At 56.6% G+C, this 15,197-nt stretch carries 19 protein-coding genes; 4 read left to right on the top strand and 15 right to left on the bottom strand.

What is annotated here, in order from left to right; genetic code table 11:
- Positions 1–206: 206 nt before the first annotated feature.
- Genes ACDI13_RS13300 through ACDI13_RS13280 form a run of 5 tightly spaced genes read right to left on the bottom strand, consistent with a single transcriptional unit; the run spans position 207 to position 4,798 of the window.
- Positions 207–911, bottom strand: a complete 705-nt coding sequence (locus ACDI13_RS13300; RefSeq protein ID WP_316990947.1) for an ABC transporter ATP-binding protein — start codon at positions 909–911, stop codon at positions 207–209.
- On the bottom strand, positions 904–1,725 hold the full coding sequence (locus tag ACDI13_RS13295; RefSeq protein WP_316990946.1) for an ABC transporter ATP-binding protein: 822 nt from the start codon (positions 1,723–1,725) through the stop codon (positions 904–906). The genes ACDI13_RS13300 and ACDI13_RS13295 overlap by 8 nt, the downstream gene beginning before the upstream one ends.
- Positions 1,722–2,684: a branched-chain amino acid ABC transporter permease gene (locus tag ACDI13_RS13290; protein WP_316990945.1), complete on the bottom strand. Its 963-nt coding sequence runs from the start codon at positions 2,682–2,684 to the stop codon at positions 1,722–1,724. The genes ACDI13_RS13295 and ACDI13_RS13290 overlap by 4 nt, the downstream gene beginning before the upstream one ends.
- A 3-nt stretch (positions 2,685–2,687) precedes the next feature.
- Positions 2,688–3,608 carry a branched-chain amino acid ABC transporter permease gene (locus ACDI13_RS13285; protein WP_094195639.1) on the bottom strand — a complete coding sequence of 307 codons (921 nt, stop codon included), beginning with the start codon at positions 3,606–3,608 and terminating at the stop codon, positions 2,688–2,690.
- 20 nt (positions 3,609–3,628) lie between these two features.
- Positions 3,629–4,798, bottom strand: coding sequence for an ABC transporter substrate-binding protein (locus ACDI13_RS13280; RefSeq protein WP_316990944.1), 1,170 nt, complete (start codon positions 4,796–4,798; stop codon positions 3,629–3,631).
- Between the two features lie 324 nt (positions 4,799–5,122).
- Here ACDI13_RS13280 and ACDI13_RS13275 point away from each other — a divergent pair, with 324 nt between their 5' ends.
- The 3 genes from ACDI13_RS13275 to ada all read left to right on the top strand — a co-directional run bounded on the left by ACDI13_RS13275 (position 5,123) and on the right by ada (position 7,153).
- The gene (locus ACDI13_RS13275; protein WP_316990943.1) at positions 5,123–5,560 is read left to right on the top strand and encodes an Ivy family c-type lysozyme inhibitor; all 438 of its coding nucleotides are present in this window, start codon (positions 5,123–5,125) and stop codon (positions 5,558–5,560) included.
- A gap of 73 nt (positions 5,561–5,633) precedes the next feature.
- On the top strand, positions 5,634–5,828 hold the full coding sequence (locus ACDI13_RS13270) for a heavy-metal-associated domain-containing protein (protein WP_316990942.1): 195 nt from the start codon (positions 5,634–5,636) through the stop codon (positions 5,826–5,828).
- 227 nt (positions 5,829–6,055) lie between these two features.
- Positions 6,056–7,153 (top strand): bifunctional DNA-binding transcriptional regulator/O6-methylguanine-DNA methyltransferase Ada, encoded by a 1,098-nt coding sequence (ada, locus tag ACDI13_RS13265; protein ID WP_316990941.1) that lies wholly within the window; start codon positions 6,056–6,058, stop codon positions 7,151–7,153.
- 64 nt (positions 7,154–7,217) lie between these two features.
- Here ada and ACDI13_RS13260 read toward each other — a convergent pair whose 3' ends face one another.
- The 10 genes from ACDI13_RS13260 to ccmA are packed head-to-tail and all read right to left on the bottom strand — an operon-like array spanning position 7,218 to position 14,436.
- Positions 7,218–7,955: a cytochrome c biogenesis protein CcdA gene (locus tag ACDI13_RS13260; RefSeq protein WP_316990940.1), complete on the bottom strand. Its 738-nt coding sequence runs from the start codon at positions 7,953–7,955 to the stop codon at positions 7,218–7,220.
- Between the two features lies 1 nt (position 7,956).
- The gene (ccmI, locus tag ACDI13_RS13255) at positions 7,957–8,832 is read right to left on the bottom strand and encodes a c-type cytochrome biogenesis protein CcmI (protein ID WP_316990939.1); all 876 of its coding nucleotides are present in this window, start codon (positions 8,830–8,832) and stop codon (positions 7,957–7,959) included.
- Positions 8,829–9,302 (bottom strand): cytochrome c-type biogenesis protein, encoded by a 474-nt coding sequence (locus ACDI13_RS13250; protein ID WP_316990938.1) that lies wholly within the window; start codon positions 9,300–9,302, stop codon positions 8,829–8,831. Before ACDI13_RS13250 ends, ccmI begins: the two co-directional genes overlap by 4 nt.
- The gene (locus tag ACDI13_RS13245; protein ID WP_316990937.1) at positions 9,299–9,829 is read right to left on the bottom strand and encodes a DsbE family thiol:disulfide interchange protein; all 531 of its coding nucleotides are present in this window, start codon (positions 9,827–9,829) and stop codon (positions 9,299–9,301) included. Before ACDI13_RS13245 ends, ACDI13_RS13250 begins: the two co-directional genes overlap by 4 nt.
- The gene (locus tag ACDI13_RS13240; RefSeq protein WP_316990936.1) at positions 9,826–11,793 is read right to left on the bottom strand and encodes a heme lyase CcmF/NrfE family subunit; all 1,968 of its coding nucleotides are present in this window, start codon (positions 11,791–11,793) and stop codon (positions 9,826–9,828) included. Before ACDI13_RS13240 ends, ACDI13_RS13245 begins: the two co-directional genes overlap by 4 nt.
- The gene (gene ccmE, locus ACDI13_RS13235) at positions 11,790–12,239 is read right to left on the bottom strand and encodes a cytochrome c maturation protein CcmE (protein WP_316990935.1); all 450 of its coding nucleotides are present in this window, start codon (positions 12,237–12,239) and stop codon (positions 11,790–11,792) included. The genes ACDI13_RS13240 and ccmE overlap by 4 nt, the downstream gene beginning before the upstream one ends.
- Positions 12,232–12,417 carry a heme exporter protein CcmD gene (gene ccmD / locus ACDI13_RS13230; protein WP_230019015.1) on the bottom strand — a complete coding sequence of 62 codons (186 nt, stop codon included), beginning with the start codon at positions 12,415–12,417 and terminating at the stop codon, positions 12,232–12,234. Before ccmD ends, ccmE begins: the two co-directional genes overlap by 8 nt.
- Positions 12,417–13,148 (bottom strand): heme ABC transporter permease CcmC, encoded by a 732-nt coding sequence (gene ccmC, locus ACDI13_RS13225; protein ID WP_316990934.1) that lies wholly within the window; start codon positions 13,146–13,148, stop codon positions 12,417–12,419. The genes ccmD and ccmC overlap by 1 nt, the downstream gene beginning before the upstream one ends.
- Positions 13,149–13,153: 5 nt before the next feature.
- Complete coding sequence (gene ccmB, locus ACDI13_RS13220; RefSeq protein ID WP_316990933.1) at positions 13,154–13,822, bottom strand: heme exporter protein CcmB; 669 nt, start codon at positions 13,820–13,822, stop codon at positions 13,154–13,156.
- Positions 13,816–14,436 carry a cytochrome c biogenesis heme-transporting ATPase CcmA gene (ccmA, locus tag ACDI13_RS13215; protein WP_316990932.1) on the bottom strand — a complete coding sequence of 207 codons (621 nt, stop codon included), beginning with the start codon at positions 14,434–14,436 and terminating at the stop codon, positions 13,816–13,818. The genes ccmB and ccmA overlap by 7 nt, the downstream gene beginning before the upstream one ends.
- Before the next feature lie 223 nt (positions 14,437–14,659).
- Here ccmA and ACDI13_RS13210 point away from each other — a divergent pair, with 223 nt between their 5' ends.
- The gene (locus tag ACDI13_RS13210) at positions 14,660–15,196 is read left to right on the top strand and encodes an ureidoglycolate lyase (protein WP_316990931.1); all 537 of its coding nucleotides are present in this window, start codon (positions 14,660–14,662) and stop codon (positions 15,194–15,196) included.
- The last annotated feature ends 1 nt before the right edge of the window (position 15,197 follow it).

Below are 15,197 nucleotides of genomic sequence, written 5' to 3'. Positions count from 1 at the left end.
TGGCCTTATGGACATCGTAAGGAATGCCATTTCATTACACATTGATACATCGCAAGGAAAGAATCTTTCCGGAGATGCTTAGGGAACTTTCAGAAGAAAGTGCAACTACTCTGCCACACTCCCCTATAGCGCCTTGACGAGACGCATAAAAAATGCCGCCTGCAATCGAGCAGACGGCACCTCCGAATGGTTGCAAATTGTGCTGTTTACACGCCCAAATAACGTGTCCACAAGGTGCGATCCGCTCCCAATGCTTCGGAATTTCCCTGCCAGACCAATTTGCCCCGTTCCAGAATAATGTGGTGATCCGACAAGGCCATCAGCCGCTCGACATACTTGTCGATCAGCAAGATGGTCTGCCCTTCTTCACGCAGAACGGCCAGACAGTTCCAGATTTCTTCACGCACCTTGGGCGCCAGGCCCTCGGAGGCCTCATCCAGAATCAGCAATTTGGGGTTGGTGACCAGCGCACGACCGATGGCCAGCATCTGCTGCTCACCACCCGAGAGCTGATTACCCATATTGGAGGCGCGCTCACGCAAGCGCGGGAAAAACTCATAGACACGCTCGGGCGTCCAGGCTTTGCTGGCTTGAGGATTACGGTTACCGACAAACGCCGTCAAATGCTCAGCCACTGTCAAGTTAGGAAAGCACTGGCGCCCTTCGGGCACAATGGCAATCCCGGCCCGGGCAATACGGTCCGGATTCCAGCCCGCAATGGACTGGCCATCAAACTTCACATCCCCACCGCGCACCGGCAACTGGCCCAGAATGGTTTTCAGCAAGGTGGTCTTGCCCATGCCATTGCGGCCTAACACCGTCACCACCTGTCCGCTCCGAATGGACAGATCTACCCCGAACAGCACCTGGCTGGCGCCATAGCCACTTTGTAATTGAGTCGTTTCAAGCATGGCTTTCCACCTTGGTTGGAGCTGGCGTGTCATCGTCGCCCAGATAAGCCTGACGCACAGCCTCGTTATCACGGATTTCGGCAGCCGTACCCGTAGCAATGATGTGACCCGCCACCAGCACAGAAATCCGGTCAGCCAAACGGAAAACGGCTTCCATATCATGCTCGACCAACAACATGGTGGCTTTGCCACGCATGGTTTCAATCAGTTCAGTCAGACGCAGCGTTTCGTCCGGCCCCATCCCGGCCATCGGCTCATCCAGCAGCAGAACTTGCGGACGACTGGCCAAAGCCAGGGCGAATTCCACCTTGCGCTGCTCACCATGTGGCAAAACGCCCGCCTGAGTGTGCAACAGCGATGCATTAATAGCACATTCGGCGGCCAGCTCACGGGCGTGCTCGTACAGCTCGGTTTCCGCCTGACGAGCACGCCAGAAGCGGAAACTACTACCACTGCATGCCTGTAAAGCCAGGACCAGATTGTCCAGCACCGTGTAGTTCTTGAAGATATTGGTGATCTGGAAGGAGCGCGCCAGACCGGCGGCAACACGCTCGTGACCCGACAAGGACGTCACGTCACGCCCGCCCAGCAAGAGCTGGCCAGAATCCGGGCTCAAAGTGCCCGACAGCAAATGAATCAAGGTGGATTTGCCGGCGCCGTTCGGGCCGATCAAACCATGGATTTCACCGGGCACCAGATCCAGAGACACATCATTGGTGGCCTGCAAAGCGCCAAATCGCTTCATCAAACCACGGGCTTGCAAGGCGGCCGAGCCACTGCCTGCCTTGGAGGTCGCTGCTATCGTATTCGTCATGTTTGCTCCTTGGCGGTAGTAGCTGGATCAGCGACCGAGCGGACACGCACCAATCCGACCAAGCCTTTGGGGGCAAAGAACACCACCAGCAGCAATAAAATACCCAAAGGCATGTGCCAGTACTCGGTCCAGTTGCGCAGCAACTCTTCCAGCACCAACATCACAAACGCCCCCAGGGCACCGCCATACAGCAAACCGATACCACCCACCAGCACCATGATGATCAGGTCAGCGGACTGAGTCCAGTTCATCAGACTGGGGGAGACAAACAGGTTGTGGTTGGCCAGCAAAGCTCCGGCCAGCCCCATGATGGCGCCACTCAAGGTGTAGGCCGTCAAGCGAATGCGGTAGACAGGGTAGCCCAAGGTCGTCATGCGGCTTTCGTTTTCACGCGTGCCCATCAAGGCCTGTCCGAAACGGGCATTAACCAGACGGTTGATCAGGAACAAGACTGCCAGCAACAGAGCCAGAACCAAATAGTAAAAGCTCAGTTCATTGCCCAGATCAATACCCGGCAAGGAGGAATGGCTGTACATGTTCAGGCCGTCCTCGCCTCCGTACTGCCGCAAGGAGATGAACAGATAAAAGATCATCTGCGCAAACGCCAGCGTGATCATGATGAAGTACACACCACGAGTACGCAGCGACACGGCACCAGTCAGGAAAGCCAACAAACCGGAAATCAGCATGGCGGCAGGCCAGGTGATCAGGCCGCTTTGCACACCTTCTGTGGCCAAAATGCCCACGGTATAGGCCCCTGCGCCAAAGAACGCAGCATGGCCCAGAGCCACCATTCCGCCATAACCCAGCACCAGATTCAAGGCAGTCGCTGCCATGGCGTAGATAAAGATACGGCGCACAAAGGAGATATAGAACTCAAGCCCGTACAGCGGTGCAATCAAGGGGAAAGCCAACAAGACCACCAGCACCAGGGCCGAAAAAATACGCGAAGTAGACATACATTAACCTCGCGCCGGGAACAGGCCCGAAGGACGGAAAACAAGAACAACAGCCATCAGGACGTAGATCGAAATGGCAGCAATCGTAGGACCGACACTGGAAGCCACATCCGCCGGGAAGACGTTACGCAGCAACATGGGCAGGAAGGCTCGGCCAGCAGTATCGACCATCCCCACCAGCAAGGCGCCTACAAACGCGCCACGAATCGAACCAATGCCGCCGATGACGATACACACCAGGACCAGGATCAAAATGTCCTCGCCCATACCGATCTGAACCGCCGTAATCGGCCCGAGCAAGGCACCGGCCAGCGCAGCCAAAGCGGCTCCCAGAGTAAATACCCCCAAGAACAGGATCGGCACGCGAACCCCCATCAGGGTCGCCATTTGTCGGTTGGATGCACCTGCCCGCACAAGCACCCCGGCTCGGGTTTTGGTCACGAAGGCATACAGAGCCAGTGCCACCACCAGACCGACCGCGATAATCATCAGACGGAAGGCAGGATAGAGGAAATCAGGCAAGAGTTCGACCGGCCCTGACAACAAGGCAGGCATATTCAACATAACGGGGGTTGGGCCCCAAATCATTTTGACCACGTCATTGGCGATCAAAATAACGGCGTAAGTTCCCAATACCTGAGCCAGGTGATCACGAGTGACCAGCTTGCGCAGAATGAGAATTTCCAAGGCAATACCGACCAGGGCTGTCACTGCCACCGCCACCACAATGGCGGCGGTAAAGGACCCTGTGCGCTGCATGGTTTCCGCGGCCACATAGGCTCCCGCCATATAGAGGGAGCCGTGGGCCAGGTTCATGATATCCATGATGCCAAAGACCAAAGTCAGGCCGGCGGCAATCAGAAACAACATCAAACCAAACTGCAAACCATTCAGCAATTGCTCGCTAATCAGAATGAGCGACATGCTTTTACCACCTGTGAATCTTAATTAAGTTTGCAATCTTTGGCGTAGACGTCCTGGTAGGAGTCAAACACCTTGCTGACCATACGGTTTACGAGACGTCCGTCCTGATCCTTGACCACCTCACGCAGGTAGTAAGCCTGAATGGGGAAATTGTTGTTGCCGTAGGTAAAGGGGCCACGAACCGAGTTGTAGTCGGCAGCTTTCAATGCCTTGAGCACCGCTTCGCGGTCAGACACTTTGCCATCGACCTGTTTGACGGCGGCGTCGATAGCCAGAATCACGTCATAGGCCTGAGCAGCATAAACCGATGGATAGCGGCCGTCGTAGGCTTTGCGGAACTCTTCCACAAAGGTCTTGTTGGCAGGAACATCCAAATCAGGCGACCACTGGGCCGTGTTCAACATGCCCAGGATAGGCTCGCCCACGGCGGGGATGATGTCCTCGTCACCCGAGAAAGCGGGGCCCAGCAAGACCACATCCTTGTTCAGGCCAGCAGCCACGAACTGCTTGATGAAATTGATGCCCATGGCGCCGGGCAGGAAGAAAAACACAGCCTGAGGCTTGGCCGCGCGGATCTGTGCCAATTCAGCCGAGTAGTCGATCTGGCCCAGCTTGGTGTAGAGCTCATTATCAACAGGCTTTCCATAACCCCGTTTGAAGCCGTTCAGGTGATCTTTGCCGGCTGGATAGTCAGGGGCAATGATGAACATTTTCTCGTAGTTGCGATCCGCCGCCACTTTACCGGCGGCCTCGTCAAAGGCGTCGTTCTGGTAGGACACACCAAAGAAGTACGGATTACAACCGGCACCGGCCAACTGGCTAGGGCCCGGATTGCTGGTCAGGTAAGGCACTTTGGCCGAGAACAAGGCGGGAGCAACCGCCAGGGCGACGTTAGAGCCGACAGGGCCGGTAAAGAAGTCGATCTTGTCGCGTTGCACGAAACGATTGACCAATTGGCGGGCCTGATCCGGATTACCGGCCATATCCTGTGCAATGAACTCGGCAGGAAAGCCGCCCAGCTTGCCATCCAATTGCTTGATGGCCAGGTTGAAGCCATCGCGAACCTCGCCCCCAACGGCCGCAAACGGACCGGATGTATCCATTGCCATCCCCACTTTGATGGTATCGGCATGAGCCAGAGAACCACCAAAAGCCGCAGCCAACGCCACGGTCAATGCAATACGTTTCATGTTATCTCCTTGCGCCACCGCGCTTATAGGCTGTCTTTATCTAAGATGCACAGCAAATCGAAACACTAATTCAACTATGCCAACCATTCATTTATAAATAGTTTAGTTATCAAACAATTTTGCTGACAAGCTGTGGTTTTTACCTACACCCCTTAACTGTCCTGGTCATTGACGGGCAACAAGGCACCGTGCCAACTCCCTGGACGGATAAGCACTATAACGACTGTAGAGATAGCCGTTTATGCACGTTTTCCTTGATTTTGTTAACAATACTGCGTCAGACCCACTGCTAAACTGGCAGCTCGCGTTGTTATTGGAGATCCCATGCGTATTTCCCATTCTCTTTGCCGTCTTGTCCTTGGCAGCGCCTTGCTCACTCCTTTTTTGAGCAACGCACAATCCTCGGAATCCGTTTATCTGGCTGACCTGGCCAAGTCCAACAAACAAGTGGCCCAGCAGTATCAGAGCCTGATGCAGGACATCGCCAAAAACGCTAGCTGGGTGAAAGACTTCGGTACGGCTTCGCCAGGCGAGACCGTGTCTCTGGATGGTCGCGACTACCAGGTTTTCCAGGGTTGCAAGCCCCATGACTGCACCAGCTCCCGCTACGTCGTGCTACTGGACACCCAAAAGCAGACCCTCTCCTACGGTGCCTTTGTGGAAAACAAGGAATCGGGCCCAGGCTTGGCCAGCAGCCAGATTCAATGGCTGGGCAATCCCGAGCTTGATCAGATCCGCCTGATGTCGCCTGCCCTGTTTTAAAACACACAGCCCTTGACCTTGCCCCCGTGGCAAGCCTTAAGCTGGCTCCATTGTTTTTATCAAAGGAGTCAGTATGTCCACCTTCTCCGTACCCGACATGACCTGCGGCCACTGTGTGCGCAGCATCACCGAAGCCATTCAGGCTGTTGCCCCCCAAGCTACCGTCAGCACGGATCTGGAAAAACATCAGGTTACTGTTCAAGGTCTGGATAGCGTGCAAGCTCTGAAAGTGATTGAAGAAGCGGGTTACACCCCCAGTGCCCTGTAAGCATGCCGCAGCGTTCATGAACGCCATGCTGCAGCACGAAAAAGGCCGGTATCAACCGGCCTTTTTCCATCAATGCCTTGCTTAGCATAGGCATACCCGCAGTAGCTATCCGATCTCGACCTGGTGTCAGCCTAGCCTGCCAATATTGGTCGCAAGAATCGGAGTGCTTGCGATGCAAGAGCAGCGTATTCTGGCTTCGTAATGAATGATGTCAGGACATATGCCTCATGACTAAAAAGCGTGCTTACGAAACCGAGGATCAGCGCTGGGCAGCCGTGCAAGCACGAGACCCCGCTGCCGACGGTCAGTTTGTCTATGCGGTACGCACCACAGGCGTGTACTGCCAGCCCAGTTCGGCAACGCGGCTTCCCAAGCGCAAGAATGTCGAATTTTTCGATTCAGCCCAGGACGCTGAAGCAGCGGGCTACCGTTGCAGCCGTCGCGCCCATGGCGATCAGACCCGTGCGGCAGCCGAACGAGCCGCAATCGTCGCACGCGCCTGCCGCCTGATCGAGACGTCGGAAACTCAGCCATCGCTGAACGAGCTGGCCACCGAAGTCGGTAAGAGCCCCTTTCATTTCCACCGGCTTTTCAAAGCGGAAACGGGCCTGACACCCAAGGCATACAGCTCGGCCTATCGCGCTCGCAGACTGCGCGAGGAACTGAGCCGCCCAGACACGTCCATCACCAATGCGATCTACGACAGCGGCTTTAACTCCAACAGCCGCTTTTACGAAGCCTCTGAACAGTTATTGGGCATGCGAGCACGCGACTACCGGGCCGGCGGTGCCGGTGCGATTATCCGTTTCGCAGTGGGCCAGTGTTCATTGGGAGCCATTCTGGTCGCCCAGAGCCAACGCGGCATCTGCGCCCTCTTGCTGGGCGATGATCCCGAGCAGTTGGTACGCGATTTGCAGGACCAGTTTCCCAAAGCCGATATCATCGGCAGCGACGGGGATTTCGAGCAACTGATCGCCCAAGTCGTCGGCTTTATCGAAACCCCATCAATTGGCTTGCACCTGCCGCTGGATGTGCAAGGCACGGCCTTCCAGGAACGTGTCTGGCGCGCACTGTGCGAGATCCCGCCAGGCACCACCGTCAGCTACACCGCGATCGCTGCACGCATCGGTTCGCCCAAAGCAGTGCGCGCCGTGGCCCAGGCCTGCGCCAACAACCACATAGCCGTCGCCATCCCATGCCACCGTGTCGTACGGCGCGATGGCGATCTAGCCGGCTACCGCTGGGGCATCGACCGCAAACGTGAGTTGCTGCGCCGTGAAGTGCAAGACGGACACTCAGTTGGCGGCAATGTGACTGTGAAATGATAATGCGGTGCTTTCTGAGCACGGGGCAAGCACCGCGTTTATGGCAGGCAAATACTGACGCCTATTAGCCCAGTTGCCCTAGAACCGGGAACGTTTTGAGGACCCAGATCGCAAAACGCGCCAGTTCCCCAGTTGCCATGGCCCAGCCCATCACAATCAATACCAGACCCGCGCCCCAGCGCACATAGCGCCCGATCTTCCTGATTTGCGTCATGCGCTGCAAGAATGGAGTCAAAAAGCAGGCGGCCAGAATAAAAGGGACGCCCAGGCCCAAGGCATAAACGGACAACAAGATACTGGCTTTGCCCGCGCTGGCCGTACTGGCGCCCATCATCAAAATGCCTGCCAGAATCGGGCCTATACAGGGGGTCCACCCAAAACCGAAGGCCAGCCCCATGATCATCGCGCCACCTGGACCCGCCGCTTTACCGGATTCAAAGCGATAGTAGCGTTGCAGGCTCATGGGCATGCGCAGCACACCCATCACACTCAAACCCGCTAAAGCCACCATGACACCTGCCGCCACATTCAACTCATAGCGATAGGCCATCAACAGTTGGCCAAGGTAGGAAAGACTGGCTCCCAAGGCGATAAAAACCAGTGAAAAACCAGCCACAAAGCAAACGCTGCGACCCAGTAGCTGGCTGCGCTTGACCTGCGTATACACCTGCCCGTCCCCGGCCAGATAAGACAAATAACCGGGAACCAAGGGCAAGACGCAGGGGGACAGAAACGAAGCCATCCCCGCCAGAAACGCCGTTACCAGGGCGATCAAGCCCAAATCCAAAGACACTATTTCCATATCAAGGGGCCGTGGCAGATTCCGGTGCCGGGTTCGCTGGCATACGCATACGCTCACGCGCCAATTGCAAGCCCTGATTCACCACTTTGGCGGTTTCCGAATCCGCCGGAAATTGTGCCAGCAAACGCTGCCAGTAATCGATTGCCTCGGGATACTGCTCCCTGTGCAGGGCGGCAGCCCCTGCCAGCATCAGGCCCAAGGGCTCTTCCGGATAAAGGTCCAGGGAGCGTTTGACCAAACGGCCGGGCAAACCATCCAAAGTGTCAATTCCAGCCAGCAGCATGGATTCGGCATATTCAGCCAGTGCGGTCGGATCTCCGTCCACGACTGGCATGGCTTTGGCATAGGCCTCTGCTGCTTCCTGATGACGACCGTAGTAACGGTGCGAGCGGGCCATCATCAACCAGGCGGCTGGATCATCCGGGTTTTCTTTCAGACGCTGCTCCAAGCGGGCCACCATGGCCTCGATATCCACGGGCTGCGCGTTGGCCTGCTGTTGCACGGCGGCAGGATCCAGCATCACCGGGTTACCCAGATAAAAATACAAGGCAATGGCCGCCAGCGGAATGCTGATCATCAAGGTCCAGGCCAGCTTGGGTGCACCGGCTTGCTGCACCGCTTCCGTTTTCAGCCCCTCGTTCTCTTCCAGTACACGCTGGCGCAAATCCATCTGCGCCTGCTCGAAATCCTGAGCAGACAACACACCCGCTTGCTTGTCTCGCTCAATTTCTTTCAACTGCTCGCGCAAGATCGCCAGATTGGCCTGCTTGTGTTCCACCACACGTTGCAAGGCGGGTTTGCGCTTGACGCTCAACATCAAATACAGCGCGCACACCAAGACCAGCAGCGCGGCCACAATATAAAAAACAATAGTCACGATTGTTCATCCCGAGAAGAACCTTGCAAGAGCGCATCGGCTTGGCGGCGCTGCTCATCCGTCAGGGCCGTGTCATCACCTGCACGGCGTCGACGACGCAAGGTAAAGGCATAAACCAGAAAACCGGTCAGCAGCAACAAGGCTGGCCCCACCCAAAGCAGCACAGTGGTGGCTTTAAAAGGCGGACGGTACAAGATGAAATCGCCGTAGCGGTCCACCATATACGTACGAATTTGATCCGGGGTGCGGCCCTGGTCCAGTTGTTCCATGATCTGATGGCGCAAGTCCACGGCCAACTCGGCACGCGACGCCGCAATAGACTCGTTCTGACACACCAGACAACGCAGCTCAGCCGCAATCTCCAGCATCACCGACTCCTGCGCTCCTTGCGCCCCCGACTGGGCCTGGGCAGACGGTAGCAAGAACCACACACTGGCGACCAGCGCCGCCATCCATTGACGCATCATCATGGCTGCTGCTCCAAACGACGAATTAAGGGCAACAAGGTTTCCTCCATGGACTCACGCGACACGGGGCCTATGTGCTTGAAACGCACAATGCCCTGCTTGTCGATCACAAAGGTTTCCGGCACACCATACACACCGAAATCAATGCCCACACGCCCGTCCCGATCCATAACGGACACCTCGTAAGAATTGCCATTGCGCAGCAACCACTCACGGCTCTCCTCGGGCACATCCTTGTAGTTCAAACCCACCACGGGCACCTTGTGCTTGGTGGACAGCTCCTTGATGAAAGGATGCTCTGTCAAACACGGGTAACACCAGGAGGCCCATACGTTCAGCAGCCAGACACGACCTTTCATTTGCTCCCCCGAAAAACTGGCTTCGGGATTGTGCAATTGAGGCAGGCTGAACGCCGGGGCCGGTTTATCGACCAAGGGCGAAGGCACCTCGCTGGGTTTCAAGGTCAGACCAATCCCCAGAAACACCAACAACAGCACAAAGCCGATCAAAGGAACGGTAAAACGGTTCATGCCTGCACCTGCGTATTTATGGCCTTGCTCTGCACAGCGGTACGGGTTTGCTTGGCACGATAGCGTCGATCACTGATCGCCAGTCCGCCACCCAAGGCCATCAGCAAACAACCCAGCCAGATAAAGTCCACCAGCGGTTTGTAATACAGGCGTACACTCCAGACGCCTTGGTCATAGTTATCGCCCAATGCCACGTAGATATGACGCAAGCCATTGGTATGGATTGCCGATTCCGTCATGGGCAGGGCCGAGGACAGGTAAGTGCGATTTTCCGGGTACAAGGTGGCTACCACCTTGCCATCCTGCAACAGCTCCACCGTGCCACGCTCAGCGGAGTAATTCGGGCCAGGCACCATGTGTACACCTTGGAAGCGCGCGTCATACGCGCCGACCGGCGCAGTCTGTCCAGGCTGCAACAGGACGTCGATTTCTGTCTCGTAATGACTGACCATGGTCACGCCCAGGACAAACACCGCCACCCCCATATGCGCCAGATGCTGCCCCAGCCAGCTACGTGGTTGCGAGAACACACCTGAACGCGTGGCGCGCACACGCTTGACCACATCGAACAAGCTGCCCAGCACAATCCACACGGCCAGTCCCGCCCCCAAGGCAGCAGTGCCCTGCCATTGCCCATACAGCAAAGGAATAGCGGCACCCAACACGACGCTGAACACAATCACCAAGGCCAGTTGGCGCACCAGATCCAGCAGATTGGCCCGTTTCCAGTTCGCCAGCACACCAAAAACAATCAAGACCAGAGCCGGAATCATCAAAGGGACAAACACTTTATTGAAATAAGGCGGCCCTACCGAGATTTTGCCCAGTCCCAGCGTATCCATAATCAGGGGATACAAGGTCCCCAACAATACCGTGCCCGTCACCACAACCAGCAGAACATTGTTGACCAGCAGCAAGGACTCGCGCGACACCACGGCAAATTGCCCACCTGCTCCGACACGCGGTGCACGCCAGGCAAACAGAATCAGGGAGCTGCCAACAATGACGGCAAACAAGCTCAAAATGAACACACCACGGGCCGGATCAGTTGCAAAAGCATGCACCGACGTCAGCACACCGGAACGCACCAGGAAAGCGCCCAAAATAGACAGAGAAAAGGTGCTGATTGCCAGCAACACGGTCCAGTTCTTGAAGCTGCCGCGCTTCTCCGTGACCGCCAAAGAGTGAATCAAGGCGGTACCCGCCAACCACGGCACAAAGGAAGAGTTCTCCACCGGGTCCCAGAACCACCAACCACCCCACCCCAGTTCGTAGTAAGCCCACCAGCTACCTACGGCAATACCCAGAGTCAAAAACAACCAGGCCGAGGTTGTCCAAGGACGCGACCAACGTGCCCAGCTAGCATCCAGACGGCCTGCCAGCAAAGCAGCAATGGCAAAGGCAAAGGCCACCGAAAAACCCACATAGCCCATATACAGCAAGGGCGGGTGAATAATCAGACCAATATCTTGCAAGAGCGTGTTCAGGTCCAAACCTTCAGCCGGCACCGGAAACATGCGCTCAAAGGGGTTGGAACTGAGCAGGACAAACAACAGGAAACCAGCCGTGATCAACCCCAATACACCCAGCACTCGAGCCAGCATGGCTTCGGGCAGGGAGCGCGAGTAAACACTGACGGCAAACGCCCAGCCCGTTTGCATGAACATCCACAGCAAGAGCGAGCCTTCATGCCCGCCCCATACCGCGGCAATGCGGTAGAACAAAGGCAATTTGGTGCTGGAGTTCTGTGCCACATAGGCCACAGAAAAATCAAAGCTGACAAAGGACCAAGCCAGACACAGCAAGCTAAACGCCACCAAACCGAATTGCCAGCGTGCTGCAGGGCGTGCAAACGCCATCCAGGCCAGATTGCCGCGCCAGGCCCCGTATAAAGACACAATGCCTTGGGCCAGCGCCAGCACAAAGGTCAAAATCAGGGCAAAGTGCCCAAGTTCCGGGATCATGGCTGGGCTCCTTGTTTGGCACGCTCGGCCTGCTCCATGGCATGCATGGCCTCGGGCGGCATGTAGTTTTCATCATGCTTGGCCAGCACCTCTTCCGCCACAAAATGGCCCTGCTCGTTCAGGCGGCCTTGGGCCACCACGCCTTTCCCCTCTTGAAACAGATCCGGCAAAATCCCCGTATAACTGACGGGCACCTGGGCCGCACCATCTGTCACCACGAAATTCACGGCCATGCCTTGGGCTCCACCACGGCGAATGCTGTCCATCTGTACAATGCCGCCCACCCGGAAAGTCCGGTTTTCAGGGCTTTGCCCCTGGCTAACCTCAGTAGGGGTGAAAAAGAACACCAGGCTGCTTTGAAAGGCGTTCAGGACCAAGGCTGTTGCCACTCCCAATACCACTAAAGCGCCCAGAATCAGGGCAAGACGATTCTGTCGCTTAGTCATGACGCTGCTCTCCCAGAGCGCGCTCATCACGCACCCGTTGCCAGGCGCGTGCCCGTCCTGCCCGTACGCTGAGCACTTCGCCCAGCAACAATACGGTACAGGCCAGCACCGAACCCCATACATACACGGCATAGCCGCCCATAGCGAAAAAATCGCCCACACTCGACCAATGCATCATCAGCCCTCCGTCAAGTTGCGAACCCAGGCGGTATGCGCCTCACGTTCAAGAATCAAATTACGCACCCGATACAGTGCGATGGCAATGCTGTAGCACCACATGGCCAGACTCATCAGCAACATACCCGTCAGCATGACGGTCGCCATGGAAGGCGAGCTGGTCAGCGATACCGAAGCCCCCTGATGCAAGGTGTTCCACCATTGCACCGAGAAATAGATAACAGGCACATTGACCACCCCGACCAAGGCCAGAATGGAGGCCGCTTTGTCCGCCCGGCGCGGGTCGTCGATCGCTCCGCGCAAGCCCATGAAACCCATATACAAAAACAGCAGCAACAATTCGGAGGTCAGACGGGCATCCCAAACCCACCAGGCCCCCCACATGGGTTTGCCCCACAACGCACCGGTCACCAAAGACAAGACCGTACAGATCGCCCCGGTCGGCGCCAGTGCGGCGGCCATCATGGCGGCGGTGCGGCTATTGAAAACCAGGCAGATCAAGGACCAGAAGCCCATGGCCAGGTAGATCAGCATGGACATCCAGGACACGGGCACATGCAGAAAAATGATGCGGTAGCCTTCGCCTTGCTGGAAATCAGTTGGGGCCAGGAAAAAGCCCACATAAGCCCCTGCTAAAAACAGCAGCAGGGCCAACACAGCGGCCCAAGGCACAATGCGTCCAGCCAGGACGTAGAAGTTTTGAGGGGAGGCGTAGCGATACAAAAAATTCATGAAATTTACTCAAGAGCAAGGCGCAACGCCGCTGCCGTAGCAAGTGGCGCAAAGAACAAAGCCAACAGTAAAAAAGCAGCCAGAACGGACAGATGCGCCTGCGCACCCAAACCGGCCTGAACCGCTTGCACCGCCCCCGCCCCGAAGACCAGAACAGGAACGTAAAAGGGCAAAATCAATAAAGCCAGCAAGACGCCTGCTGAACGCAGACCCAGTACCAAGGCCGCGCCAATCGCTCCCAACAAGGTCAGGACGGGCAAACCCAGCGCCAGGGATACCATCAACACACCCAGACTGGACGTAGGCAAACTGAATTGCAGCCCCAGAATGGGAGCCAGCAACAGCAACGGCACGCCAGTCAAAAAGGTATGCGCCAGCACCTTGCCCAACACCCAGAGACTAAGCGGCAAATGGGAAAACAAAACCTGCTCCAGCGCGCCGTCCTGCTCGTCCTGCTCAAACAGGCGACTTAATGACAACAGCGTGGCCAGCAAGGCCGACACCCACAGCACGCCAGGGGCCATCTTGGACAACAAGGCCGCATCCGCCCCCACGCCCAAGGGAAACAAGCTGCACACCACCAGGAAGAAAACCAGGGGAATCAAAACATCGCCAGGGCGACGCATCGCCAAGCGCCACTCGCGCTTCATCAAGGCTAAAAAGAGACTTAACATGCCTGCCCCAGACTCAGATGCTGCACCTTCAAATCCCAAGGCAAGGTTTGGTGACTGGTCAGAATGACCGCCCCTTGCTGATGCAGATGCTGAGCAATCAGCTCACCCAGAAACGTCTGACCGGCGCTATCCAGCGCGGTCAGTTGCTCGTCCAGAATCCATAAAGGACGGTTGCTGAGCGCCAGACGCACCAGAAACACACGGCGGCGTTGCCCAGCCGACAACTGCCGTATAGGCACGCGACGGTAAGCCAGCAAACCGCCTGCCAGCAAAGCCTGATCACAGGCGTCCCGCTCCAAGGGAACGCGATCCTGCATGAGCAGACTGTCCAGATTCTCTTGCACCGACAAGCTGCCATTGAGCCCCGGCGCATGCCCGCCGTACACAAGCTGTTGCCGGTACTCGCTATCGTTGCTTTGCACAGGTCGGTCCTGCCAGATCAGTTGGCCTTCATCGGCCTGGGCGATATTGGCCAGGATACGCAGCAAGCTGGTTTTGCCGCTGCCATTGGGCCCACTGACCAAAATGCATTGGCCAGCGTCAAGCCTTAGGCTCAGCTCGGAGAACACACGACGCTGGCCCCGTCTACAGGTCAGCGAAACAGCTTGCAGCACAGCACCTCCTTATCAAGAAAGCAAACAGAGCGAAGCCGCCCATTGAAGAAGGCGGCTTTGCTTAGCTCGCTAAGTAATGACGAGCCTCCTTCAAGACAGGGCTTGCCTGACTTAGTTCCGCAATAACCATCAGAAACTCAGGCTTATTGATCTAGGCCAATCCCAACCCGAGCTGCCAATTTTGCTAATATGCCGCCTTAGCACTTTCTTCACGTGATGGATCATGAATACTTCAATTAATCTGATTCCCCAGCCCCTGAGCCCGGAAACGTTTGAGCCTTATGGCTGGATGTTGGGGAAAGGCTTGGTTACGGCGCCTGCGACGGCTGCTTTCAGCAATGCCGCCACTGACTTTTGGCACGAACAGGCGTTTGACACAGGCCCAAGTGGTCAGACCGAAGTGTTATGGGTGAATTACCGTATTCAGGACCCCAACATCACGACCCTGGAAAACCACCTGCTGACGCAACAGGCACTGATCCCGCTGACTGGCGAAGTGATCCATATCGTGGCCGAAAGCACAGCCGAAGGCGGTCCGGATTTGTCTACTCTGAAAGCCTTCCGCATCCCTCAAGGGCAAGGTGTGTGCATGCGGCCTGGTTGCTGGCACAGCAGTCGTGTTGCCGGTGGCGAAGTGACCTGTTTGATGTTGACGCGTATCTCGACCACGGTAGACCTGGTCGCCCATTTGAACGAGGGCAAACCCGCTGTAGAAAGCGAGCTGCGTCCTCTGGAACACAATGTGGTGGTGACGCTGTAAG

This window comes from Alcaligenes faecalis (assembly GCF_041521385.1).
Taxonomy (GTDB): Bacteria; Pseudomonadota; Gammaproteobacteria; order Burkholderiales; family Burkholderiaceae_B; genus Alcaligenes; species Alcaligenes faecalis_E.
Note: the sequence above shows the minus strand (reverse complement) of the source record. Positions and strands in the feature narration are given on the sequence as shown.

What these genes read in the sequence shown, in the direction of transcription:
- ccmB (WP_316990933.1), bottom strand. Translation starts at nt 13,822, where the DNA reads ATGTTAAGTCTCTTTTTAGCCTTGATGAAGCGCGAGTGGCGCTTGGCG.
- ccmE (WP_316990935.1), bottom strand. Translation starts at nt 12,239, where the DNA reads ATGACTAAGCGACAGAATCGTCTTGCCCTGATTCTGGGCGCTTTAGTG.
- ACDI13_RS13290 (WP_316990945.1), bottom strand. Translation starts at nt 2,684, where the DNA reads ATGTCTACTTCGCGTATTTTTTCGGCCCTGGTGCTGGTGGTCTTGTTG.
- ada (WP_316990941.1), top strand. Translation starts at nt 6,056, where the DNA reads ATGACTAAAAAGCGTGCTTACGAAACCGAGGATCAGCGCTGGGCAGCC.
- ACDI13_RS13295 (WP_316990946.1), bottom strand. Translation starts at nt 1,725, where the DNA reads ATGACGAATACGATAGCAGCGACCTCCAAGGCAGGCAGTGGCTCGGCC.
- ACDI13_RS13270 (WP_316990942.1), top strand. Translation starts at nt 5,634, where the DNA reads ATGTCCACCTTCTCCGTACCCGACATGACCTGCGGCCACTGTGTGCGC.
- ACDI13_RS13210 (WP_316990931.1), top strand. Translation starts at nt 14,660, where the DNA reads ATGAATACTTCAATTAATCTGATTCCCCAGCCCCTGAGCCCGGAAACG.
- ACDI13_RS13250 (WP_316990938.1), bottom strand. Translation starts at nt 9,302, where the DNA reads ATGATGATGCGTCAATGGATGGCGGCGCTGGTCGCCAGTGTGTGGTTC.
- ccmD (WP_230019015.1), bottom strand. Translation starts at nt 12,417, where the DNA reads ATGATGCATTGGTCGAGTGTGGGCGATTTTTTCGCTATGGGCGGCTAT.
- ACDI13_RS13275 (WP_316990943.1), top strand. Translation starts at nt 5,123, where the DNA reads ATGCGTATTTCCCATTCTCTTTGCCGTCTTGTCCTTGGCAGCGCCTTG.
- ACDI13_RS13240 (WP_316990936.1), bottom strand. Translation starts at nt 11,793, where the DNA reads ATGATCCCGGAACTTGGGCACTTTGCCCTGATTTTGACCTTTGTGCTG.
- ACDI13_RS13260 (WP_316990940.1), bottom strand. Translation starts at nt 7,955, where the DNA reads ATGGAAATAGTGTCTTTGGATTTGGGCTTGATCGCCCTGGTAACGGCG.
- ACDI13_RS13300 (WP_316990947.1), bottom strand. Translation starts at nt 911, where the DNA reads ATGCTTGAAACGACTCAATTACAAAGTGGCTATGGCGCCAGCCAGGTG.
- ACDI13_RS13285 (WP_094195639.1), bottom strand. Translation starts at nt 3,608, where the DNA reads ATGTCGCTCATTCTGATTAGCGAGCAATTGCTGAATGGTTTGCAGTTT.
- ccmC (WP_316990934.1), bottom strand. Translation starts at nt 13,148, where the DNA reads ATGAATTTTTTGTATCGCTACGCCTCCCCTCAAAACTTCTACGTCCTG.
- ACDI13_RS13280 (WP_316990944.1), bottom strand. Translation starts at nt 4,798, where the DNA reads ATGAAACGTATTGCATTGACCGTGGCGTTGGCTGCGGCTTTTGGTGGT.
- ACDI13_RS13245 (WP_316990937.1), bottom strand. Translation starts at nt 9,829, where the DNA reads ATGAACCGTTTTACCGTTCCTTTGATCGGCTTTGTGCTGTTGTTGGTG.